Below are 23,578 nucleotides of genomic sequence, written 5' to 3'. Positions count from 1 at the left end.
CTCATGAAATAGAGAAAAAAAGTCAAAATGTATCATTCTTATTAGGTATTATGGGCTATTTTGTTACCTTTGCGCCCCCTTATTCCATAGCGTAGAATAAGGTTAAGTGCTAATTAGATTTAACATGAGACTAAAAACAATCCTACTGACCACTGTGGCCACCGGTTCATTTTTGTGCGAGCCTGTCGCTGCTATGCGTGTTGAACCTCCCGCTATTTCTGAAATGGGATGGTTCTCGAAAAAGAAAAAGAAGAGTAATCCCCAAGACAGCGTCAAAGTTGAGAATGAGTATGAGAAACTGACGGGAAGCGATAGTGTCGCTCATCGCGGTATGTTCAATGTGTTCCGGAAGAAGAATGATTACTACTTTGAGATTCCCGCCACTTTGTTGGGACGTGATATGCTGGTAGTAAATAAACTGCAACGAGTACCTTCGGAACTGAATGAGGCCGGAGTGAACCGCGGAACTAACTATGAGAACCAAATGATCCGTTTGGAACTGGACAAGCCGGCTAATAAATTATTAATCCGTCAAAGTCGGCCTTTGCCTCTTTCTCCATCCGAAGATGCTATCAGCCAATCGGTGAAGGACAACTATATATCTCCGTTAATAGCCGGTTTCAAGATAGAGGCATATAATAATGACTCTACCAGCATGTTGATTAAGGTAAACGATATATATGATGGTACGGAGACAAGTATTAATAACGTATTTACCAATATTAATCTGGGAACATCGGCTATAAAGAACTTATCGAGAATTTTATCCATTAAGTCTTTCGATAATAATGTAGTGGCAACTTCAGAACTCACTACACGTGTCACAGAAGGGACTACTACTATCTACGTGACAGTGGAGGTAAGTTCGTCTATCCTGTTGCTTCCCGAAGTGCCGATGACCGGACGTCTGGATAATCCTCGCGTGGGGTATTTTACTAATCCTCTGACTAACTTCAGTGATGGTCAACAACGGGTGAATAAAAAACAATTCATTACCCGCTGGCGTCTTGAACCAAAGCCTGAGGACAGGGAAGCATATCTGCGCGGTGAACTGGTAGAGCCCCAGAAGCCCATTGTATTTTATATAGAAAACTCTACGCCTTATCGGTGGAGGAAGTATATCAAACAGGGAATTGAAGACTGGCAGGTAGCTTTTGAGCGTGCCGGATTTAAGAATGCCATTATAGCCAAAGATATTACCGATGATATGGAGGTGGATATGGATGATGTAAACTACTCTGTATTGACATATGCCGCATCTACCAAGGCAAATGCGATGGGACCCTCTATTCTTGATCCGCGTTCGGGGGAAATACTTGAGGCTGATATAATGTGGTGGCATAATGTGCTTTCAATGCTTCAGGAGTGGATTACGGTACAAACCGGTGTGGTTCGTCCCGAAGCTCGCGGCGTAACACTGCCGGATAGTCTGATGGGGGATGCTATGCGTTTTGTCGCTTGCCATGAAGTAGGGCATTCACTCGGGTTACGTCATAATATGATGGGTTCTTGGGCTTTTCCTACCGACTCTCTTCGTTCGAAAGCATTTACCGACCGGATGAATTCTACTTCATCATCCATAATGGACTATGCCCGCTTTAATTATGTGGCACAGCCCGGTGACGGTGTGAAAGCTTTGTCACCTCATATCGGACCTTATGATATTTTTGCCATAGAATACGGTTACCGTTGGTATGGCAAACAGACTCCGGAAGAAGAAAAAGGATTGTTGCAGGATTTTCTGGCAAAACATACCGATCGGCTTTACAAGTATAGCGAGGCACAGGATCCCCGGGATGCCGTTGACCCTCGTGCGCAGAACGAGGATCTTGGTGATGACCCCATCCGTTCTTCGCAGTATGGTATTGCCAATTTGAAGCGTATTGTTCCTCAAATAATCCAGTGGACCACTACCGGGGAGAAAGGGCAGACATACGAAGAGGCGTCACGTTTGTATTACGCAGTTATCAATCAATGGAATAATTATCTCTATCATGTGATGGCAAATATCGGGGGTATCTATATTGAGAATACAACCGTAGGTGATGGCGAGAAGACTTATACGTTTGTGGAAAAAGAGAAGCAGCAGGCTGCTTTGAAGTTTTTGCTCGATGAAGTATTGTGTTATCCTAAGTGGTTGTTCGATCCGGAGGTTGCACAATATACTTATCTGCTCAGAAATACACCTTTAGGAGTAGTGGAGAATGCACCGACTCAAGTGTTGAAAAATGCACAGTCCTATATCTTTTGGGACTTGCTATCAAATAATCGCCTGATGCGTATGTTTGAGAATGAGTCTGTAAACGGCAGAAAGGCTTTCACAGCCGTGGAAATGATGGATGGTCTGCATAAGGGGATTTTTGCCGTAACCGAGCGTGGCGGCTTACCCGATGTGATGACCCGCAATTTGCAAAAAGGCTTTGTAGATGCATTGATTACTGCTGCTGCCGAAAGCGAAGGAGTGAAGGTGAACAAAAAGTTGACCGATAACCATTTCTTGTTCGATCATCAGGCACCGCTTTGCAGTTGTGACGATCATGCACATCGTTCGGCATACGCCGACCGTATGGGGGCACGCCGTGAACTGAATTTTTATGGTTCTCAGATAAATCGTATTTCCGATGCCATTTCAGTGAAACGGGGAGAGCTGCTCCGCATTAAAGATTTGCTCCAGAGCCGTCTGGGTACATCGGATGTAGCCACCAAATATCATTATAAAGATTTGATTTTGCGTATCAACACTGCGTTAGGCATTTCTAAGTAAATACACCAAAAACACAAAGTTCCCTCTGACAAACACTCAACGATTTTATTTGCTGAGCGAGGGGCTTTGTGTATTTATATAAATAAAAGACAGTTTTCAAAATGAGTATTAATTTTATAGGATGTAACAAATGAAAAGACACGTTTTTATTCTTTTATTGTCTTTTGTCGGAGCATTGACTTCTGCATTTGCCGCCGACAGGCAAGTTCAAGGAGTGGTGATCTCATCGGAAGATAATATGCCGTTGATAGGTGCTTCTGTCTATATAAAGGCAGAGGATCTGTCAAAAGACGGCAACTCTCCGACAATGACAGGAGTGATTACCGACATAAATGGTAAATTCAATATTTCAGTACCCGAGGGAGTAACTCGTCTATTCTGTAGTTATGTAGGATATGATGTGCAGGAAATTAAGCTTGTTCCCGGGAAGAATCAATATGAAATAACTCTTTCTCCATCGGCACAAATGCTTGATGCAGTAGTAGTGACCGGTTATCAAACTGTAGAACGTCGTAAACTGACAGCTGCCGTTGGGAAGCTGAACATTTCGGATGAAACTATTGGTGCTGTAAAAAGTATCGATCAGGCATTGGCCGGACAAATTGCCGGACTTTCCGTAACCTCTACTTCCGGTGCACCCGGTGCACCGGCAAAAATACGTATTCGTGGAACTTCGTCATTAAATGGAACTCAGGATCCGTTGTGGGTTCTGGATGGTATTCCATTGGAAGGTACGGATGTACCTCAGCCAGAGATCTTGAATGATATTTCTAATATACAACAGTCGTCTATTGCCGGATTGAATCCTGCGGATATTGAAAATATTACCGTACTGAAGGATGCGGCTGCTACTGCCATTTACGGGGCTCGCGCTGCAAATGGTGTGATTGTGATAACTACTAAAAAAGGAAAAGTAGGGAAGCCGGTGATTAACTTTTCTTCAAAGTTTACTTATATGCCTACACTGAGTTCCAAGCGTTTGAATCTGTTGAACTCTCAGGAGAAAGTAGATCTGGAACTTGAACTGCTCCGTTCTAATTTTGCCTATGGGAATAATAAGGGTGGAGTCTCTAAAATCATTTCCGGCTACGGTCTGACCGATGCATACAAAAACGGGGGCTGGGGAGCATTGACTTCTGAAGCGCAAGCCGATATCAACCGGTTACGGGATACTGAAACCGATTGGAATGATATTCTCTTTCGTGATGCTTTTAATCAGGAGTATAGTTTGAGCCTTTCGGGAGGTAACGAACGTGTAACCTATTATACCTCTATCGGATATTATAAAGAAAACGGTAACGTAAAAGGTGTTGGGTTGGATCGTTTGAATATTGTAGCGAAGACTTCGTATAAAGTCAACCGCATGTTAAAGTTCGGTGCTTCTTTGTTTGCCAACCGTCGTAATAACAAAACTTACCTGACAGATACGTACGGATTAGTGAATCCGGTTTATTATTCACGCAAGGCCAATCCATATTATCAGCCTTTCGACGCAAATGGAAATTACGTGTACGATTTCGATGTACAAAATACTTCTGATACAGATTTAGGTTTTAATATTTTTGAGGAACGTAAAAATACATCGAACGAAGAGACAATTAATGCGATTTCATCTATTTTCGATGCTGAACTGAGATTCAATGATAAGCTGAAGTTTACTACCCAGCTTGGGTTGCAATTAGATAAGGCCTCAAAAGAACAGATTGCCGACCAGGAAAGTTTCTCAATGCGTTTAACCCGTAAGAACAGTAAATATTGGGATTCTGCTTCTCAAAGCAACAAATACTTCATACCGGACGGAGGCGTGCACAAAGCATATGAAAACACGAATTCTCAGATTACCTGGAAGGCAATGGGAGAATATCGGGATAGCTTCAATGATATTCATGAACTGGAAATAATGGTGGGTACTGAATTGCGTAAAACCTGGTATGAGACACTCTTTTCCGCGGGATATGGTTTCGACAGACAGACGTTGACTACGAAGCCGGTTATCTTTCCGGACGAAGATCGTGCCAAACAATTTCCACTCCATAAGAAAACGTATAAAGAGAATGCTTATGTTTCTTTCTTCTCCACAGCTTCCTATTCGTTGATGAACCGTTATACATTCGGAGGAAGCATCCGTTTTGACGGTTCGGATTTATTTGGTGTCGATAAGAAGTACCGTTATCTTCCTCTGTATTCAATAAGTGGATTATGGCGGTTATCGAATGAACCTTTTATGCAGGGAGCCAGAAAGTGGATGGATAATCTTGCATTCCGTGCTTCATATGGTATTCAGGGAAATATAGATAAAAACACTTCTCCTTTCTTGTTGGGCAAATATGTGGTAGACAATATTTTACCGGGTGGATCCGAACATATGATCGATATAAACTCGGCTCCGAACAAGAAACTTCGTTGGGAGAAAACTCAATCCGTGAATGTTGGGTTTGATTTCTCGGTACTCAATCAGGCAATTAACCTGAGTGTGGATTATTACTATCGTAAAGGTACAGATCTGATCGGAAGACAAATGTTGCCTCTTGAAACCGGTTTTGTTTCGACCAGTGTCAATTGGGCGAGTATGACCAATAAAGGTGTGGAAGTATCTCTTTCCACACGAAACGTTGCTACCAAAAATTTCTCATGGTATACGAACTTCAACTTTGCCTACAATAACAACAAGGTATTGCAGGAAGCTATTCCGGAGGCTCAGACTACTCCGGGGCGTGAAGGATATCCGGTCAGTGCTATTTTTGCGATAAAGACTGCCGGATTGGATGCGGATGGTTATCCTCTGTTCTATGATAAAGAAGGGAAGAAGGTTACTTTGAAAGAACTGTATCGCTTACAGGATCCTTATGGATTAGGTTTTACGGTTAGTTCGGATGTAACTCCGGCAGAAGAACGTGGATTTTATTCATATATGGGTTCGGAAGATACTCCTTATACCGGTGGTCTGATCAATACATTCAGTTATAAAAACTGGGAGTTGACAGCGAATTTATCCTTTAATTTAGGAGGATATGTACGTACGACCCCTTCCTATAACTCTATCAATTTTGATCGGGGACAGAATGTGAATCGTGACATTTTGGATCGTTGGACTCCGGAAAACACCGACGGACATTTACCGGCATTGATTACCAGTGAAAAACGTGCTGATGAGTATTATTGGTATGATCAAAAGAGTGATATATATCGGCATCTGGATATTTGGGTGAAGAAGCTGAACTATTTCCGTTTGCAGAATCTGCGTTTAGGTTATCGTTTACCGGAGAAAATGACCAAAGCTTTAGGAATGGGGTCAGCTTCGGTAGCTATTGAAGGACGTAATCTACTTGTATTTGGTTCAAGCTACAAAAATTTCCTCGATCCGGAATCAATGTACAATCCGTATGCACCGCCCATTCCTAAATCAGTAACGTTTAGCTTGAATTTAAATTTTTAATCATTAAGCAGAAAAAAGAAGATGAAAAAAATATATGTTTTGACTTTATTGAGTTGTCTGTTGATGCTATCTGCCTGTGATAGTTATCTGGACATAAAACCGGTGGGAAGCGTGATCCCCCAAACTGCTGAAGAGTATCGCGCTTTATTGGCGCGTGCTTATCTGAATGTACCGAAGGACCGCGGACAAGCTTGTTTCCGTTCGGACGAGATGATGGTGAATGATAATGAATACGACCGGAATTCATTCGGAGACATCGAACGTTGGAATGATGTTTCTCCGTTTCCGGGAACGAATCAGTTTACCTGGTCCAATTTCTATAATGTACTTTTTATAGCTAACCAGTTGATCGAGAATGAAAAAGAAATTACAGAGGGCACTCCTGAAGTAGTGAACCAGCTGGTGGGGGAGGCCTATCTACTTCGTGCTTATATGCATTTTGTTTTGGTAAACTTACATGGTCAGCCATATACTAAGCCCGGAGCCTTGAGTTCAAAGTCAGTACCTTTGAAGTTGGATACGGATATTGAAAAGACATTAGGACGCAATACTGTAGAAGAAGTTTATATTTCTATTTTGTCAGATATCGAACGGGCTCGTGAACTGATAAACAAAGAAGAATGGGAAACAGTTTTCTCTTATCGGTTCAGCGTTTTGGCAGTAGATGCATTGCAGTCCCGTGTCAGCCTATATATGGGTGAGTGGCAGAAATGTCTGGAATCTGCCGAAGCAGTATTAGCAAAAAAATCTGTTCTTGTTGATATGAACGAAGCCTCCTTTGTCCTGCCTAATCATTTTGAATCAGTTGAAACCATAACGGCATTGGAGCAAGTTATGAGTTCAGTAGTCAATAACGCCGCATGGGCTCCTGCCCCTTTTCTTACTATTTATCAGGAAGGTGACAGGAGATTGGCTGCCTATTTTGCTGCTCCCGATGAAAATGGAAATCGAAAGAGTTCTAAAGGAGGGAAAAGAGATTACTCCTGTACTTTCCGTGTAGGTGAACTTTATCTTAATGCAGCCGAGGCTGCTGCGCGTCTGGACAAATTGCCGCAGGCACGTACACGTCTTTTGGAACTGATGCAGAAACGTTACACTCCCGTAGCTTATGTTGAGAAAAAGAATGCTGTGAATACAATGGATAAAGATGCTTTGATTGGTGAAATATTGAATGAACGTGCCCGTGAACTTGCTTTTGAGGGACATCGCTGGTTTGACCTTCGTCGTACTACGCGTCCACGGATTGTGAAAGTCCTCCAAGGCGAAACCTATATACTGGAACAGGATGATCCGCGCTATACGATTCCTATTCCGAAAGATGCTATTGCTGCCAATCCGGGATTAGCCAACTAATACACATGAAGATCTAAAAAAGCACACACAACCCAAGCCGCAGAGTCTATAAAAAGACTTTGCGGCTCTTTTTATTTGTAATTTATCGCTGTGCCCTAATAAATAGCTTACGTTAGTATTGATTTAGAATGAAACTTTACTTGTCAGAAAAGTAATTATCTTCTTTTAGAATGTATGAACGGAATTCAGGGGATATGAATTGAATGTTTTATGTATATGTTTGCAAATTAGATGATTATGACGCTTTGTTGCTTGTCGGTCAAAGCTTTGTTTTAACACAGTGTTAAAGCAAGGCTTTTGATGATAAAGAAGAAGTCTTTTAAGTGCAAAAGATTTATTCTTTCTATTCAAGAATGGAATACTTTAAGAATAGTATTAACATTGTTAATTGGGAATTCTTCCGAAACGAGGAGCCGTATTGTTATATTTTATAGGATATAGGAAAAAACTAACAGATTCCTTTGTGGGTGATTGGACAAAACCGTATTTTTAGAGGCATAATACCTATATTGATGAATTATCAGAATGTATGTGATAAAAATCAGAATAGAGAATAGAAGGAAATAGCGTAAATTTGCCCAATATCGTCATTTAGTAAATAAGAAGCCATATAACACAGACATTATGCCTGACGAAATAAAGAATATAAAAACATACCGGAAAAAAGAACGCATGATTCTCTCCCGCTCCATACGGAGAAGGAGAAGGTATATTGAGGTCGCTTTCGGAAATAACGATGCTGCAAGACTATTGTTGTCAAAGGAGAAGGGTGTGCTGTTTGAAAGTAACAAGGCATACCTGTCGGCAGAAGACTTTGTTTTGGCAGAGTTCTTCGACCGTTATGTGAATCTTGCATTTATTGACTATTCCAAAGTAACAGACACTACAAATAAACCGGAGAAAGAAAAGACCATCCGCCCGGAACTGCCTGCGGGCTTTTTGGAAAAGCTGAAACAGATGCGTTACAGCGATCATACAATACGGGTATATACTACCTATATCGGAGATTTTCAACAGTATTTTACCGGAAGTAACCTGAAAAGGATTTCGCCGGACGAAATAAATGCCTACCTGCTTCAACTGATAGATAAGAAAAATATCTCTTCCTGCCAACAGAACCAACGTATCAACGCAATCAAGTTCTATTATGAAAAGGTGCTGGGTAACGAACGTCACTGCTACAAGGTAAACCGTGCAAAACGTGAGAAGACACTGCCGGATGTATTGAGCAAGGAAGAAGTGAAAGACTTTCTAACAGTAGCTAAAGAAGATTTGCGGTTTTATTGCATGTATTCACTGCTGTACTCGGCAGGGCTTCGTATCAGCGAATTGCTGAATTTAAAACCGGATGATATAAAAATTTCCCGTTCACTGATACATGTGCGACAGGGAAAAGGGAAGAAAGACCGATATACGCTGCTATCCAAACCGTTTATCAATAAACTGGAAGAATATAGGATAGCATATCAGCCGGAAAAGTGGCTTTTTGAACGTGAAGCCGGAGTACAATTCTCTGAAAGTATCGTTTCCAAAAAATTGAAAGAGATAGCCCATGAAGCAGGAATAACAAAAAGAGTATATCCCCATTTGTTCCGCCATTCGTTCGCTACACATTTGATAGAACAAGGAACAGACTTGAAAATCATAAAAGAACTGTTGGGGCATGAAAATATTAAGACAACAGAGATGTACGTCCATATTGCAGACACTTATAAAAGTAAGATCAAAAGCCCGTTGGACGATATTTTGGAAGAAGAGATTTAATAAAATACTTAGAGAAAATAACAGCGAAACATTAAATGACCGCTGTTAGCATAACGTTAGCAACCCCAAATAAATGGAAATGATTGAAGAAACTTTAAGAACTGAATTTGAAGCATTGAAAAATGATTTTGAAACCATAAGACAACAAATAGAAAGCGATGTTGTCAGGACTGAGTTGTATAAGGGCGAGTTTTATGAACTTACCCCATATTCCTATCAGCGTAATGGTTTCAGACAAGGAAAACCTGTAAAGCGTCCTGATACAGTAAAAAGCACCAAAAATCTTTGTATTTACGGGTTTAATAATCAAAATCAAATAGTCGAAGTTAAGGTTGGTTGTTCGATTGAAAATCAGTTTTATCACACTTTCCTATATTATACAGACAATTTTGTGAAAAGTATTCTATATAATAATGGTAAACGTTTGATAAATGTACGCCATTACTTTTTCGAGGGCGGAAAGTTGAAACGGTTACAGTCATGTGGTAGTCGTGGTAGCCGTGAAGAGAATTACATCTATAATGAAAATGCCTTGACACATATTGAAATTAAACAATATGATATTGATGGCAAAAACGGTGGTGACTTAATTCACAGATTCCAATATCAGGACGATGGGAGTTTAGAAACTATTACCCAATCATTTCCAAATGGATATTCTGAAATAATCTATAAAACGAAAAAAGGCTGCTAACAAACAGATGAAACATTTAAGGCTGTTTATCTGCCGGACATTATCCGCAATAAAAAAACAGATATGGAAAAAGAAAAGAAAATCGAAGAAGCCAAACAAGTATTTAGAAAAATGCTTGTTGACGAGTACAGTATAAAATCAGCCGACCAGTTTTTCTCTACCGAAGGCGAGGCAATGGCTGAAATATACGAGAGTATGAAAATTGAACAAGAAAATTTCAATCTTACAGACGACGAATTGAATAGTCTTTTAGATTCAATTTTCGATGAAATGTAAATGCGGATAACACGCAGATAAGCAACTTTAATAAGTTGCTATCTGCATCCCATTACCGACGAGAAAACAAAAATAATGAAACAAATATTGACTGATTATCTTGATATATGCTTGAAATTCCGAAAGGAATATCTTAGCAAGCCCGAACGGAAACAGCGGCACATTCTTTTGACGGAATGGGCTAAGACACAATATGCAGACGGCAATCTAACTATTCCTGAATTATACGAGTTTTGGGATAAATACAAAGATATAAGCTATAACAAAGTTTTTATCGAGAATGTAATAGTCCCAGCAGTTAATGTTGATATTAGAAATGGAGACATCGAAGGATTGAAATTCCTATTCTACTGTCTGCGTGGTAAGGATGCGATTTTATATAGGTCATCCGATAGTCCCGTATCTATCTTTTCTAATGAGAGCAATTATAAATACAGTCCATTTCAGTTAGCTGATATGGTTCTTGAAAAAGAGCCGGATAATGAAGATGCGTTAAAAGTAAAATATTTCATTGGGAAAGAGATTTTATGGTATTCAATACATGAAATTCCATATGGCGTTTTGAATGGTGTGAATGGAGCAAATATTTCGGATATACCGGATATGCTAAGTTCTGTTGATAGATTCCAAACCATTTCAAACAAACTAAAAATTGACAATGACAAAATCCTTATAGAAGATTGCCGAAAATTTTATGCCGCATATAGAGAATATCTACAACAACTGGAACGGTATGCCGATTTTGAAGATTATTTGAATAAGAATAATATTTCATATGAACGGTATTGTAGTACATACTATTACGACAAGGAGAATAAAAGATAATCAGTAACAAAAACGTCGGTAACAAACGGATGAATCTCCCCTAAAGGTTGATTATCTGCCGGACATTATATGCGAATGAATAGAAAAGAAGAACTAATAATGTGTTTCCCTCTAAATTTAAAAGAGGATGTTCAAGTAGTTATTGATAATTTGAAAATCAAGGACAAAGATATTCATGAAAGGTCGTATAGCGTCAAAATTAATGATATACTCTTAACAATACCGGAACGGATATACTTTAGTGAACCTGTATCTGGAAATTTGACTACTATACAGAAACATATTTTAGATTGCATTTTCACAAGACATGATAATGGTTTTATTAGACAGAAGCATTTGCACAATCTATTATTTTGTACAGAGTATTGGGTTATTCCGTTCAGTTTTAGGTTATTAGGTGAATATGTAAAAGATATATTAATTGACATAAAAATTCACTTAGAAAATAATATTGAAAATTACCTTGACTTTATATCTGAAAATAACGTGTTTTATAATAGAACAAGAAGTCAGATGATTAGCTATTGGGATTGTTATTATAGAGAAGAATGCCCTAATCTTAAATCATATATAGGTTTTCATATTTTCAGTGATTTAGAAACAGCATATAACAAACGAATAAACAGCCCTAACGGTCAGTTATTCACATAACATTATCAATAAAAAGTTGAGTATGCGAATACATGATTCTGAAACAAATAAATGCAAGAAAAAATTAATGCTTGAACCAAAAGAGTTTGAACAAGGTATAGAATATGCCCTTGCGAATGATTGTGACGGTTTACAAGTTGACACATGGAATATTGTTGATACAATAATGGATTTCAGGCTTTTCGAGAAAGTGGCTAATCAAATTGTATTCCTATCGTTTATGAATGTTAATACTACAAATGTATCCAATTTTGAATATATATACTCTCTTGAAAGATTAAAAACATTCTATTGTCAGAAAGTGGATTTGCATATAGATTTTGCTCGTTTTTCATCACTTCGGAATATTGGAATCTTTTATAATAAGAACTTTCTAAATTTGGATAAGCTGGAACAATTAGAGAGTGCGGTTATCAGCAAATTTACAGGGAAAGATATGTTGTTGTTTTCCGGTTGGAAATCTATAAAAATATTACATATCTATCAATCACAAATAGAATGTTTACGAGGCATAAAAGATTTGGTTCGGATTGATACCTTAGTTTTTGGGCATAATAGAAAGCTAACCGATATTGGCTGTATCAACCTTTTGGATTATGCCGGAGAAGTTTCATTTGAAAAGAATAGCAGACTACATGATTATTCTATGCTGGCGAATAACCGGAATATTCATAATCTTTTCATTTCGGATTTGGACGATTTGGAATTTATTAAAAGCATGAAATCCTTGTCATCATTCAAGTTTTGGAATTGCAAAAATGGAGATTTATCTCCCTTGTTGGCAAACCCTATATTGAAAGAAGTGTACTTCACACCAAACAAGAAACATTATTCGCATACATTAGAGCAGATTAAAATATTGATAACAAGCGAATGAACTGCCCTAACGGTCAGTTATTCACAAACCATTAGCAAATGATTAAAACAGGTGAAATATGGAAATAAACTTTATAGCAAATGATATAGTATATGAAGTAACAGAAGACAATTCATATTTAGTCGGTTTCGCAGATGATAAGAATGAACCCAAAGAATATGTAATTGTCGAAAGAGCATTAGAGTTTGATGAACAGGATATTAAATTGGGTATGGATTCATACTACTTTGAATATTCAGATCAATCTAATTCTGGTTATGGTTTATGTAGTAAAGTCGTCATACGTCAAAATGAGATTGTCTTTTCAGTAAAACATAAATATGAAGACGATATTACTTCAATAACTGTGTCATATAAGGATAATGCAATTGAAGATATAAAAGAGTATAGAAAAATGCTTTCAAATATCTTTGGAGATATTTTGATTATTGAATAAGTTGCTAACAAACAGCACTACTGCTTAAAGCGGAACGCTGCCGGACATTATCGGTCAAACAATAAAAAGAAAAAGTTTATGAAACTACGAGAAGAAATAGAACCTAAAATTATTCAAATAGAAAAAATATGTCCGCAAATATCGAGGTTACTACGTGGGTATGATAGTGAAAAGGACAATAAATGTTTGAATATAATAAAGAAAATTTCTGAATTAACTCACAAAGTTATTACTAAAGATATTCTTTCTGAATATATGGAAGATGACTCTATTTGTATGGTTGCTCTTAGGCTTTCAATAGGGACTCCACCATTACTCCATATTCCATTATCGTGTGACGAACTTCTTGAAATCATACAAAGAATACATTCTAAGAATTATGTCGAATATAAAGTTAAGGCTTTTCCTGAAGATGAACTTTGGTGGGTTCTGTCACACGATTATTATGTTCCGTTATTGGAAAAAAACATGGAATTATCAGAACCTTCGCTTATTCGTGAAATGCTATATCAAGAAACTGTATTTGACAGTTTGCGGTATAAGCCGGAAGAAGTACTTGAAAAAATTTTAGGTGTAATGAAATAGACCGATAACAAACAGCAAACCGACTGAATAAGCGGAACGCTGTCAAACATTAGTTTCCATTAAATGAATTTGATTATGAAAATTGAAGATATAACGATAGAGCATTTCAATCGGTCGATTAAGAATGAAAATATTACCGTAGAAATGTGGGATGAAGAAGTCTTGCTTCAAACCGATATTTATTTTTATACGGAAAATCATGACATTTCCCCTTTTATAGAAGAAATAAAATATAGGTTGATTCGATTTAATCAAGACAGAAACCTGGTTCTTCAAAATATTATAGATGAAGGATATTTGCAGACTGCTGAAACTTGGGCTGAAGATTCTAAGATTACTTTGCCTATATCAAAAGAAAAGTTTTTGGAAAGTTTTTATCCTTTTGAGATAGGATTTTGCATAGGAAATTTAGAAGATGAACCTGACGTCATGGTTTATCTTGGTAGTGATGTTGAATATTTTTCAGACCATGTTTTGTGTTGTTATATAATGAAAAAGAATAATCAAATAGAATATAAATCTGTATTAGAAGGATAATTGGAAACTAACAAGCGGCTCAACCTCCCATAAAGATTGGTTAGCCGCCGGACATTAAACGCAATAATAAAAATATGGAATTGAAAGATAATTTGTATAACCAAATAGAATCCCTATCGGAAAAGGGAAATGAGGCAATGGAAAATGAAAGGTATGATGAAGCCATTTCATTTTTCCAGCAAGCCTATAACTTATTGCCTGCCCCTAAAGAAGAATGGGAAGCCTATACTTGGATAATGGTTTCTATTGGAGATGCTTATTTCTCCAAACAAAAATATCAATCGTCTTTAGAATGTTTTAGAAAATGTTACAACAATGGCGATGTCGATAATCCTTTTATTCTACTACGTATAGGGGAAAACTCTTTAGAACTGAACGATAGTGAAATGGCAAAAGAGTTTCTGTTGCGTGCTTATATGCTTGAAGGAAAAAAGATATTCAAACATGAATCTAAATATCTTCAGTGGCTATCGAATAACGTTGAATTAAAGAAAATTCGGAAAAAGAACACTCAACAGGAAATAATCATCAAACAGAGTTCACCAGATAACGATGTTAAACCTGCATGTATGGAATCATCAGATGAATTGAATAATCAGGAAAACCAATGGCTGAATAAAGTCGTACCATTTTCCCGGAAACAAGAGTATGACGAAGTTTTAAAGATTAGCAAACATTATTGGGGTATGCTCCCGGAACCCAAAATGACTACTGAGTTCAGCTATCATCTTGTGAATACATTAACTATAACGTATTTAAAAATGGAGCAATTTGATATGGCTCTACACTGGGCAAAAGTTTATGATACTTTTGATTTTGCATCTACCGGTCGAATTGATAGCGGAGAAAAGGATTATTATGTAGCCATTGCATATTATGAAAATGGAGTATTTGAAAAAGCACAGGAGTATTTCTCCATTGCCAATAAAAAATCTAAAGGACGATGTTTCCAACTTTTATTTGGAGATAAGTATAAAAAGGTATTCAAGGGCAGCGTTTAACAAGCGGCTCAACCGTCCTTAAAGTCGGTTAGCCACTGGACATTATCTGCCAGAATAAATTAACAATAAAAAAGAAAAACAATGATTAGATATATAGAGAAAGGCGACATATTCCGCATCGAGGGTGTGAGCAGTTATGCACACGGGTGTAATTGCGCTGGTGCTATGGGTAAAGGCATTGCCGTACAGTTCAAGGATAAATATCCTGATATGTATATTGAATATAAACAGTTGTGCAAAGAAGATAAGTTTTGCCCTGGAGACGTCTTTGATTATAATTATGGCAACGGACATATTTATAATCTTGGAACTCAAGCAACGTGGCGAACACGAGCTAAAATAGAGTATATCGCAAAGGCATTGATAAAGATGCTTGAGTTTGCCAATCGTGATAACGTAACGGCAATAGCTTTACCTGCGATCGGTGCTGGATTAGGCGGATTAAAATGGAATGATGTAAAAGCTATTTTAGATAAAGTTTCAAATGATTATCCGAATGTTGATTTGTATATAGTTGAAACTTATCAAAGTGAATAGAGGCAGATAACCGCAAAACATTAGTGGCGAAAAGTATAATATATATAGAGTATGAATGTAATTATTGAAAGATACATCACAGACCAAGACATGAATGAGTACAATGCTTTGATACATCGTCCTCGTGTTTCATTTCAAATATCTGAATATATTTGGAATCATATATATGCTAATTGTTTGAAATCATATCAAATTATAATGGATGAATTTATGTATCACATAAATTTATGGTTCATACTGTATGATGAAAAAAGGAATTATGAGACTTTTAACTCCCCTTATAATAGGAAGTGTACTTATTTTCGTCCACTATCTAATTTTAGAACTATAAATAAAACACATAAGCAAATTTGTATCGGCATTTGTTCTGAGTATATAAATGAGAATATTAGCCCATCGTTATATGCAGATTTGGTTTATGATATGTTTTGCGCACAATTAACATTACTCTATCAAAACATAAAAGACGTTGAATTAAAAAGAATAAAATCAACTTTAGACTTTGACTATATAAATAGCTTCTCTTATCCAGCTCCTTTCGAGGAACAAAAATATATTCGAGATAATGGATTTATAATTAGAAAGGATAGCTCTACTAAGAGCTATAAAGTCAATGTCAAAGAAGAGTATATGAAATTTTGGTATAATAACGCCACTAACAAACAGATAAATCGTCCCTGAAAGGTCGATTACGCCGGACATTAGCATCATATAAAATTGAAATTATGAAAGAATTAGAATTAAGAAAACCATATCGTTTACAAGAAATTATCGAAATAGTTTCTAAAAATATAGCTAATAATGGCTTCACTGACTCTAACTATTGCTTATACTCCAATGAGGGTATAGTCCAACCAAATCAATTATGCTATTTGGAACTATATCCTACGATAGATGATAATGATGAGGAAGTATATCCAGATTTTGTAAGAGATAAGTCTTTGGATTTATTTTATTACGGGCAACAATTTGAAGATGTATTGATGTCCGTATTTGATCAAAAAGAAACTGCATCAATTAATGACTATATTGATGCGTTGAACTATTATATGGAAAATGATACGTTTATGGATTTCTGATGATGCTAACAAACAGCAAACCGACTGAACAAAGCGGAACGCTGCCAAACATTATGTGCAACTTAAAAATGGAAAAATATGAATGATTCAGAATTTGTTAATTCATTGAAAAGAGAAATATTGAATGACTTATATAATCGCTATTTTAACACTCTAAATACATTTCCGGTGAGCGGTGGTGATGAGCGATGGAATGATAGCAAAGAATTATATAGTCATTTGAATGAAAAACAACGGCAAGAGCTAAAATCTTTTGTCCGTTTAATCATGACTGATACATTATCTAATGTTTTTGCCAAATTGGATAACGTATCATCTTTTGCCAACCAAGAAGGATTTTTTGAATTAACCTTGAATGGTAAAATAATAAGTGGAGATTTGCAGGAAATATTTCTTATGCAAATAGAAGAAGACAATGAGGCACATAACAATCACCTAAACTGCTAAACGCAGTTAGTTGAATCCCATTAGCAGTCAGGAATTAACTGAAAATATTATGAAATTAAGAGATGAAATAGAATGTAATATTATTAAAGCCAAACAAATTTATCCACAAGTATTGGACTTGATTGATAAATACGACAATGCTTGCAATATTGAGGATAAGGAAAAGTGTGTAGAAATTATTCAGCAGCTTTCAATACTAATAGGTAAACATATTACTGAAAATGATTTATTTGAACATTGGGAAGGTGATGGAACAGAAGAACTCGCTTTTCGATTTTGTTTATCAGAGCCTCCAACACTTGTAACACCTTTATTAGAACAGGAATTATTTGAAATCATTCAAAGAATATGTGAACCTAAATATGAACCTTATCCTGAACTCTATGAAGATATGCCATATCCTAAAGAATGGGTCAAAGCATGGTTTTGGATTCCTTTAAACTGTGTGTACTATTTTCCTTTATTAGAGAAAAATTTGAATTTACCTAAAAGTTTTAATATAAGAACTGATGCTTTTAATGATAACGATGCTGCACCAATAGAGATACTTGAAATAATTTTAAAAGCAATGAAGTTAAAGACTGATAACAAACAGCAAACCGCCTAAGGCTGCACGCTGTCAAACATTATCGCGACAAATAAAATTATAAAAATGGAAGAATTAGAAAAATTATTGATAGAAGAAATTGAAGCTAATATTGAAACAACATTCTTATACCAATTTCATGAGAAGAATTTTTTTGATAGAGAGAAGTTTCAATTGCTTATCGTTAATGTTAATAAAATGGCAAACTATTACATAAGCAATGGTAGAACTGAATATTACAAAAAAATAGCGGCTGGTATAATTGATAGGTTTGAATATATTCTATGTTGCTTTTATTGGCATTTAGCGCCAAATGACCTATGTTCTATTATAAATTACAACGATATAAAAGATGAAATTTCAGATTATTGTGATAAAATGCGAGAGGTAACAGGCAAATTGATTTTATAGTATAATAATCGCGATAACAAACAGCATTACCGACTGAAAAGCGGAACGCTATCGGATATTATTGTCAATATGAATAAAATATGAAAGATGAAGTAAAACAATATATAGATGACTGCATTGTTGAGAATCCGGATATTGACTTAAACGGTTTGTCTATATTAACACAACCTGACGAACTGCACTATCTGGCAAATGTGGTGAATTGGGATATTCACATACCAATATTAGTTTGGATTGTGGAGCAAGCTATATGTAGCGAAGCCACTGCTTTAATGATTTTTTGGCAGGCACAACCTCAAGACTTCACTATTTATAAGTGGAATACCACCCGAATATATGAAGATATAGCTGTATTCCAGCTTATAAAAGTAATCATCACCAATTATAATAATGGATTTTATCTCAAAACTGATATACATTATAATCCGATAAATGACAGATACAATGTTTTTACTATTCCCGATTTCATGTATAAAGACGTTAACGGAGAAGAGCCATATAGTATTTATGATGAAACGGAAGTAAGGTCTTGGTTTGGAGAATATCTGAACAAACAGATAGATTCTTGTTCTTCAACAATGGATTTATATGGTATAGCTTGCTATCTTCCCACTCTTGGTAATATAGATACAGTCTTTCATGTTTTAAGGCATCCATTGTGTGATAAAGGTATAGCTTTTATGCTATTTTGGCGATTTGAACCTATTGTCAGTGATAGTATTCGCAATGAGTTAATATCTGAAATCTACCAAAAGAATTATCCCGAAATAATTGAATATAAACATGAACGGAATAATTTAAAAGCTGTGTGGAAAATTCCAGAAATAATGATGAAACCTGTATAACAATGACAATAACATATGAATGAGCAGCCCTAACGGTCAGCTATTTACAAACCATTATAAGCAACAGAAAAACGGAAACAATATGATAAAATACATTTCGGGAGATATATTACAGAGTAAAGATGAGTACATAGCACAAGGTGTAGCTATTGGCTCACAAGAAGGATTAGGGACTGGGCTTGCCTTTAAGCTGTCAAGTCAATTCCCTGAAATCCAAAAGCTCTTTAAGAAGTACACACGAAACACTAAGTTTCAAGCTGGCGATGTGTTCATAGGAGAAATCAAAGGTTTCTCTCCGGGTATAATTTACATCGCTACACAACCCGATATGTATCATGCGGAACTTACCTATCTGAATAAAGGTTTGAAACGCTTGAAAAAAGTGTGCGAAAGCAGAGGTATCAAAACTGTGTCGCTCCCGAAAATAGGTGCTGGTTTGGGTAAGTTGGATTGGAATAGTGAAGTCAAACCTTTACTTGAAAGTATTTTATCTGATTGTGAAACGGTATTCAATGTATATGAAGATTACAAGATTGAATACGAAATTTAGCTTATAACATGCACCTGTTCCGACTAACGGCGGCAAGCTGCAACCCATTATCAACAGAGTACAAAAAAGAAAGTATATAGAATAGCAATAAATATGATTAGTCAAACTAAGATTTTAAAATTTATAGTTCCAATTGTAGTATTCATTCTATTGTATGGCGTTTCAACAATTAGAAACAACAATATAAGAAAGGATGGTATATATTCTATCGTAACTCTTGTTAAATACGGTTCTGCTTATAGAGGGCAAAGTGCAAAATATGAGTTTGTATATAATAAGACTTTATATGAAGGAAGTTTTTTTATATCATTTGCCGAGAGTAAAAACACTCTAATCGGAACCCGTTACTTTGTAACATTCTTAGCCAAAGCCCCCGACCGACATCTTATATTAGACAGCGTACCATCTTGGTTTACTCTAAAAGCGCCGGATAAAGGGTGGAAAACATTACCTACACAAAAACAACTACGAATAATGATGAAAGATAGCTCGAATTAAAATGCTGCCACCGGACATTAACTTGATAATAAATAAACGAAAAATGAAACAGAAATACTATATAATCAAACTCTTATTGAAAATATGGTTTGGAATATTATGTATTAGTCTATTGTGTACCACGGGTATTCTTTGGCTAAGGACTCAAAATATAAAACCTGTACCAGGTATGGATACTTCTTATAGAGGCATGGCATTGGCTTGGTCAATTTTGGGAATTTTGGCATTATCTACCGGAGCAATCACTTTGTTCTTGAACTGCTTTGCAAGAGTTAGAAACAGCATACTGTATAGTTTCCTATCATTTTTTCTTATTCCTATTTTGATGATTTTATTTTCTGGAACAATGTGCTTGTATGATACTACAATACCATTTTTACTTTGTTTATTGGCGTCATACATATTGTTTAGAAATAAAATAATACAGAAAACAAGCGGATGAATCGCCCTGATGGTCGATTAGCCACCAGACGTTATCAGAATATATATGATAAAAATCAGAGTATAGGATTGAAGCACATAACGTATATTTGCAGTCTATTTCAATGAAATAGATGAAATCATAAAAGTAATTTGAATATGAAACACTTTAAAATAATAACGATGGGAATACTTGCCTCTATTCTGAGTTTACTGGGATGTGGATATGGAAACAAGCGAGCTACGCAGAGTGAGAGTATAAATCCTTATATTCCGGTAGCCGCACAGATTACAATGGATAAGTTGCCGGGCGTGCTGAAAAACGTACAGGCAGGACGAACGGAATATGATTTTACGGGTATCTGTGCCAATGGTGTGGATTGTATCTATTTCATGCAGGATAACGGAAAGTTCTACATTGATTTTGAAGCCATGAGCAAAGACCAGCTTCCCTATCTGGATACATTGAAGCAGTTTGCCAAAGAGCATAATTACCCAATTATCGAAACGACCTATAACAACACTCCCATTGATTACGATCATGTGAAATATGCTCCGGTTCTAAGCCTGAAAGTCAATGCGGATATTGACAGCATCGTTCATGTTGGAAAATTGATTGAACAAACCATCTTCAAGAATAACGATCAGACCATTTACGATATAGTGCCTTAGAGGGCATAAGGGAACTACTATGGGAATAACAAGCGGATGCGCTGCCCTAACAATTAAAAAAACAACTCAAAATAGAGAATGAAAGGAAGAATCTTATTCATATTGATAATTCATGCAATGATAGCAACTGCATGTGTCAACTCAAAAAACAAAAAGACGGATCAGAATGAACCGTTAGTCATGGCTGGTAAAACTGTTGAACGGGCATTACAGCTTGCCGGAGCAAACCGCAATAATCCGGATTCGCTGGCTTTAGCGATTGAACTGATCGATGGGGCAATCGTGCTTGTAGACCAGTCGCAAACATCTGATGATGACAAGTCGTGGTTCTATCACACACTCTATGGGCAAAAATCCCAGATACAGTGTTGTCAGGGAAAGTTTGACACGGCACTTGCCACACTGGATGATGCAGAGGTAAAATATGGTGCTTTTTGGATGAACTGGTTTTTAAAGGCTATCATATCCGATTTTACGGGAGATACTGCGTCTGCCAACTTGAATTATGAGAAGGTGATTGACTATTGCGACTCTAATTTAAAGGAAACGGATCAAAATACTCAAGAGTATTTGAACATGCTCGTCACGTGCATTACAGCTAAAGTGAATAGATACGGTAAAGAAACGGTAAAAGAGGATATTGAGATGTTGAAAGCCCGAAAGGATTATACCGAAGGCTCTCCTGTTTATCATGTCGTTATTGGATTTGAGGATTGGGATAAAGAGATATATTTCAAAAGTTTATGGGGAATAAAAGAATAGAATTGGATATGAGAGATAAGGATTCCGGGAAAAAGACATTCTGGATTTACTCTACAAATAAGTTTGTTTGGGCAGGAGTTGTCATATGCAGTATATTCAGTGCATTTATGATCTACTTTTTATGTGTAGCCAATTTAAGTGAGAATAAAATCCTCCTTATTTTCCTGTTGCCCATATTTTTGTCTATCCTGTTAATCTGTTGGGCACTACCCAGTAAAATTTTGCTTTGCGAAGATAGAATAGAAGCACGAAGCCTGTTCGGGAAAAGAAGCATCCGGGTGGATGAGATAAACTCGTGGGGAGTTGTGCAAATGTATAAGCCCTACCGTTGTAAAGAGGGTATTTATTCTTACATACCTGCCAAGTCATTCAAACCTTCCCGTAAAATAGAGGAGAACATGATTTTCTCGTATAGCCTGTTTTTATCCAATATTCCGCACTATGACGGGAAAAAGAAAAATTCGTCCCAAACAGATAAAACTATTTTTGTCAGTTACAGGAAAGAAGTGTATATTGCATTGGAAAAGCATCTGAAAAAATAAAAGACAATGAATATAAGAATCATTTCATTTATATATGCAGGATTGGTCGCAATAAGTTGCGTGTCCTCACTCTGTTTCTATGATTATTTTGCCAACGATGGCACTACCAGCAATCCCATCTATTGGATTTTCGACTTTTTCCAGTTATCCATACTGCTGGGACAAGCCGGAATAGGCATTTATGCTATCAATGTGCTTCTACGGCAGAGGAAAGAAGCCGTTTCTTCTTTGGGATATTTTGCGGCTCACGTATTTCTGCAAAATATAATTCCTTTGCTCCAAGCATGGTCTGCGGCTGTCATTACGGAGTATCCGCAATGGTTGCTGATGAGTCAGGTCGGTTTTAGCATTGTTCTTTTTCTTACTTTGCTAATCATCCAGCCTGCCTCTCTATTCAGGAAGTCGGAATATATCCCCCGGCTGTTGATGGCTGCATTTTATATCAACTGCGTATATACGGCACTTACCGTCATCGGATTAATTATTACCCTGTAATGATTGCATATAAACAGAATCCAGCACAGCACCTTCCCAATGAATAGCAGGCGGGTATTGTTTCCAACCTCTTTCCGGTGGGGACAGTACCCATGTGGGGACAAACTCGTCCCCGAAAGCCTTATTGTATTCAGGGTTGCTGACGGCATACCTCACTATGATGCGCAAAGGATTGCTGACACCCAAGAATTTGGGGTATGTCGTCATAGTATTATATTTCACCCCATCCACATAAAAACCGAACTGGCGTACCTTGTGCCCCCCTTTAATGACACCCGACACTTTTTCATAAGTGGCTAAAGTGTATCGGTTGCCTTCTGCCAACGCGCGGGCTTTGTGTATGCTATCATACCATGTCCAGCCGGAACCTGCCATTGCAATCAGGCATAAAAGATAAGTGAATAGCGAAGTCTTTTTCCCCTCCGTAGCCCATTGCATTTTCAATAGCGAGCCTACTATCATGGCAAGGGCTCCCGCACCTAACAGGGAGACACAGACCAAAGCCGGAATGTTCATGTACTCTATCATATTGTTG

At 37.0% G+C, this 23,578-nt stretch carries 28 protein-coding genes; 26 read left to right on the top strand and 2 right to left on the bottom strand.

Features of this window, described 5'->3' with window-relative positions; genetic code table 11:
* Nucleotides 1-124: 124 nt before the first annotated feature.
* The 22 genes from QK890_RS02270 (at nucleotide 125) to QK890_RS02165 (ending at nucleotide 20,152) form a co-directional block, all read left to right on the top strand.
* Entirely contained in the window at nucleotides 125-2,764 is a 2,640-nt protein-coding gene (locus tag QK890_RS02270; RefSeq protein WP_367627144.1) for a zinc-dependent metalloprotease, read from the top strand.
* A gap of 130 nt (nucleotides 2,765-2,894) precedes the next feature.
* Complete coding sequence (locus tag QK890_RS02265; protein ID WP_005805607.1) at nucleotides 2,895-6,200, top strand: SusC/RagA family TonB-linked outer membrane protein; 3,306 nt, start codon at nucleotides 2,895-2,897, stop codon at nucleotides 6,198-6,200.
* A 21-nt stretch (nucleotides 6,201-6,221) separates the two neighbouring features.
* Nucleotides 6,222-7,553, top strand: coding sequence for a RagB/SusD family nutrient uptake outer membrane protein (locus QK890_RS02260; protein WP_234190821.1), 1,332 nt, complete (start codon nucleotides 6,222-6,224; stop codon nucleotides 7,551-7,553).
* 645 nt (nucleotides 7,554-8,198) lie between these two features.
* Nucleotides 8,199-9,317, top strand: coding sequence for a site-specific integrase (locus QK890_RS02255; RefSeq protein WP_234190891.1), 1,119 nt, complete (start codon nucleotides 8,199-8,201; stop codon nucleotides 9,315-9,317).
* A gap of 73 nt (nucleotides 9,318-9,390) precedes the next feature.
* Nucleotides 9,391-10,011: a hypothetical protein gene (locus QK890_RS02250; protein WP_052510105.1), complete on the top strand. Its 621-nt coding sequence runs from the start codon at nucleotides 9,391-9,393 to the stop codon at nucleotides 10,009-10,011.
* Between the two features lie 63 nt (nucleotides 10,012-10,074).
* Nucleotides 10,075-10,287, top strand: a complete 213-nt coding sequence (locus QK890_RS02245; protein WP_234157059.1) for a hypothetical protein — start codon at nucleotides 10,075-10,077, stop codon at nucleotides 10,285-10,287.
* Between the two features lie 75 nt (nucleotides 10,288-10,362).
* Nucleotides 10,363-11,112 (top strand): hypothetical protein, encoded by a 750-nt coding sequence (locus QK890_RS02240; protein ID WP_032543558.1) that lies wholly within the window; start codon nucleotides 10,363-10,365, stop codon nucleotides 11,110-11,112.
* A 75-nt stretch (nucleotides 11,113-11,187) separates the two neighbouring features.
* The gene (locus QK890_RS02235; RefSeq protein ID WP_008627650.1) at nucleotides 11,188-11,763 is read left to right on the top strand and encodes a hypothetical protein; all 576 of its coding nucleotides are present in this window, start codon (nucleotides 11,188-11,190) and stop codon (nucleotides 11,761-11,763) included.
* A gap of 22 nt (nucleotides 11,764-11,785) precedes the next feature.
* Nucleotides 11,786-12,640 carry a hypothetical protein gene (locus tag QK890_RS02230; protein ID WP_137572316.1) on the top strand — a complete coding sequence of 285 codons (855 nt, stop codon included), beginning with the start codon at nucleotides 11,786-11,788 and terminating at the stop codon, nucleotides 12,638-12,640.
* A gap of 58 nt (nucleotides 12,641-12,698) precedes the next feature.
* Nucleotides 12,699-13,076 carry an Imm10 family immunity protein gene (locus QK890_RS02225; RefSeq protein WP_008025582.1) on the top strand — a complete coding sequence of 126 codons (378 nt, stop codon included), beginning with the start codon at nucleotides 12,699-12,701 and terminating at the stop codon, nucleotides 13,074-13,076.
* Between the two features lie 78 nt (nucleotides 13,077-13,154).
* Entirely contained in the window at nucleotides 13,155-13,661 is a 507-nt protein-coding gene (locus QK890_RS02220; protein ID WP_008643518.1) for a hypothetical protein, read from the top strand.
* Nucleotides 13,662-13,736: 75 nt separating this feature from the next.
* Nucleotides 13,737-14,198, top strand: coding sequence for a hypothetical protein (locus QK890_RS02215; protein ID WP_234190822.1), 462 nt, complete (start codon nucleotides 13,737-13,739; stop codon nucleotides 14,196-14,198).
* A 74-nt stretch (nucleotides 14,199-14,272) separates the two neighbouring features.
* The gene (locus QK890_RS02210; protein WP_234190823.1) at nucleotides 14,273-15,199 is read left to right on the top strand and encodes a tetratricopeptide repeat protein; all 927 of its coding nucleotides are present in this window, start codon (nucleotides 14,273-14,275) and stop codon (nucleotides 15,197-15,199) included.
* Nucleotides 15,200-15,280: 81 nt separating this feature from the next.
* The gene (locus tag QK890_RS02205; RefSeq protein WP_234190824.1) at nucleotides 15,281-15,736 is read left to right on the top strand and encodes a macro domain-containing protein; all 456 of its coding nucleotides are present in this window, start codon (nucleotides 15,281-15,283) and stop codon (nucleotides 15,734-15,736) included.
* 51 nt (nucleotides 15,737-15,787) lie between these two features.
* Complete coding sequence (locus QK890_RS02200; RefSeq protein ID WP_234190825.1) at nucleotides 15,788-16,417, top strand: hypothetical protein; 630 nt, start codon at nucleotides 15,788-15,790, stop codon at nucleotides 16,415-16,417.
* Nucleotides 16,418-16,461: 44 nt separating this feature from the next.
* A complete protein-coding gene (locus QK890_RS02195; RefSeq protein ID WP_032536036.1) occupies nucleotides 16,462-16,815 on the top strand; it encodes a hypothetical protein in 354 nt (117 codons plus the stop codon).
* 78 nt (nucleotides 16,816-16,893) lie between these two features.
* Nucleotides 16,894-17,262 (top strand): hypothetical protein, encoded by a 369-nt coding sequence (locus QK890_RS02190; protein ID WP_234190826.1) that lies wholly within the window; start codon nucleotides 16,894-16,896, stop codon nucleotides 17,260-17,262.
* A 49-nt stretch (nucleotides 17,263-17,311) separates the two neighbouring features.
* Complete coding sequence (locus QK890_RS02185; RefSeq protein ID WP_367627143.1) at nucleotides 17,312-17,869, top strand: hypothetical protein; 558 nt, start codon at nucleotides 17,312-17,314, stop codon at nucleotides 17,867-17,869.
* A gap of 45 nt (nucleotides 17,870-17,914) precedes the next feature.
* A complete protein-coding gene (locus tag QK890_RS02180; RefSeq protein WP_032536038.1) occupies nucleotides 17,915-18,259 on the top strand; it encodes a hypothetical protein in 345 nt (114 codons plus the stop codon).
* Nucleotides 18,260-18,339: 80 nt separating this feature from the next.
* Complete coding sequence (locus QK890_RS02175) at nucleotides 18,340-19,104, top strand: DUF4274 domain-containing protein (RefSeq protein WP_032530568.1); 765 nt, start codon at nucleotides 18,340-18,342, stop codon at nucleotides 19,102-19,104.
* Between the two features lie 82 nt (nucleotides 19,105-19,186).
* A complete protein-coding gene (locus QK890_RS02170; RefSeq protein ID WP_032530570.1) occupies nucleotides 19,187-19,654 on the top strand; it encodes a macro domain-containing protein in 468 nt (155 codons plus the stop codon).
* Between the two features lie 93 nt (nucleotides 19,655-19,747).
* Nucleotides 19,748-20,152: a hypothetical protein gene (locus QK890_RS02165; RefSeq protein ID WP_234190827.1), complete on the top strand. Its 405-nt coding sequence runs from the start codon at nucleotides 19,748-19,750 to the stop codon at nucleotides 20,150-20,152.
* 180 nt (nucleotides 20,153-20,332) lie between these two features.
* Here the strand turns inward: QK890_RS02165 and QK890_RS02160 are convergent, their stop codons facing one another.
* Entirely contained in the window at nucleotides 20,333-20,554 is a 222-nt protein-coding gene (locus QK890_RS02160; protein WP_234190828.1) for a hypothetical protein, read from the bottom strand.
* 177 nt (nucleotides 20,555-20,731) lie between these two features.
* Here QK890_RS02160 and QK890_RS02155 point away from each other — a divergent pair, with 177 nt between their 5' ends.
* The 4 genes from QK890_RS02155 to QK890_RS02140 all read left to right on the top strand — a co-directional run bounded on the left by QK890_RS02155 (nucleotide 20,732) and on the right by QK890_RS02140 (nucleotide 23,043).
* Complete coding sequence (locus tag QK890_RS02155; protein WP_032529924.1) at nucleotides 20,732-21,244, top strand: hypothetical protein; 513 nt, start codon at nucleotides 20,732-20,734, stop codon at nucleotides 21,242-21,244.
* A gap of 117 nt (nucleotides 21,245-21,361) precedes the next feature.
* Nucleotides 21,362-22,006, top strand: a complete 645-nt coding sequence (locus QK890_RS02150) for a hypothetical protein (RefSeq protein ID WP_367627142.1) — start codon at nucleotides 21,362-21,364, stop codon at nucleotides 22,004-22,006.
* Nucleotides 22,007-22,014: 8 nt separating this feature from the next.
* Nucleotides 22,015-22,548: a hypothetical protein gene (locus QK890_RS02145; RefSeq protein WP_032529955.1), complete on the top strand. Its 534-nt coding sequence runs from the start codon at nucleotides 22,015-22,017 to the stop codon at nucleotides 22,546-22,548.
* A gap of 6 nt (nucleotides 22,549-22,554) precedes the next feature.
* Nucleotides 22,555-23,043, top strand: coding sequence for a hypothetical protein (locus QK890_RS02140; protein WP_367627141.1), 489 nt, complete (start codon nucleotides 22,555-22,557; stop codon nucleotides 23,041-23,043).
* Here QK890_RS02140 and QK890_RS02135 read toward each other — a convergent pair.
* Nucleotides 23,026-23,571: a hypothetical protein gene (locus QK890_RS02135; RefSeq protein ID WP_032529927.1), complete on the bottom strand. Its 546-nt coding sequence runs from the start codon at nucleotides 23,569-23,571 to the stop codon at nucleotides 23,026-23,028. The two genes, QK890_RS02140 and QK890_RS02135, sit on opposite strands and share 18 nt — an antisense overlap.
* Nucleotides 23,572-23,578 lie beyond the last annotated feature (7 nt).

The sequence above is a fragment of the Bacteroides sp. NGMCC 1.200775 genome (assembly GCF_040798045.1).
GTDB classification, from domain to species: Bacteria; Bacteroidota; Bacteroidia; order Bacteroidales; family Bacteroidaceae; genus Bacteroides; species Bacteroides hominis.
Note: the sequence above shows the minus strand (reverse complement) of the source record. Positions and strands in the feature narration are given on the sequence as shown.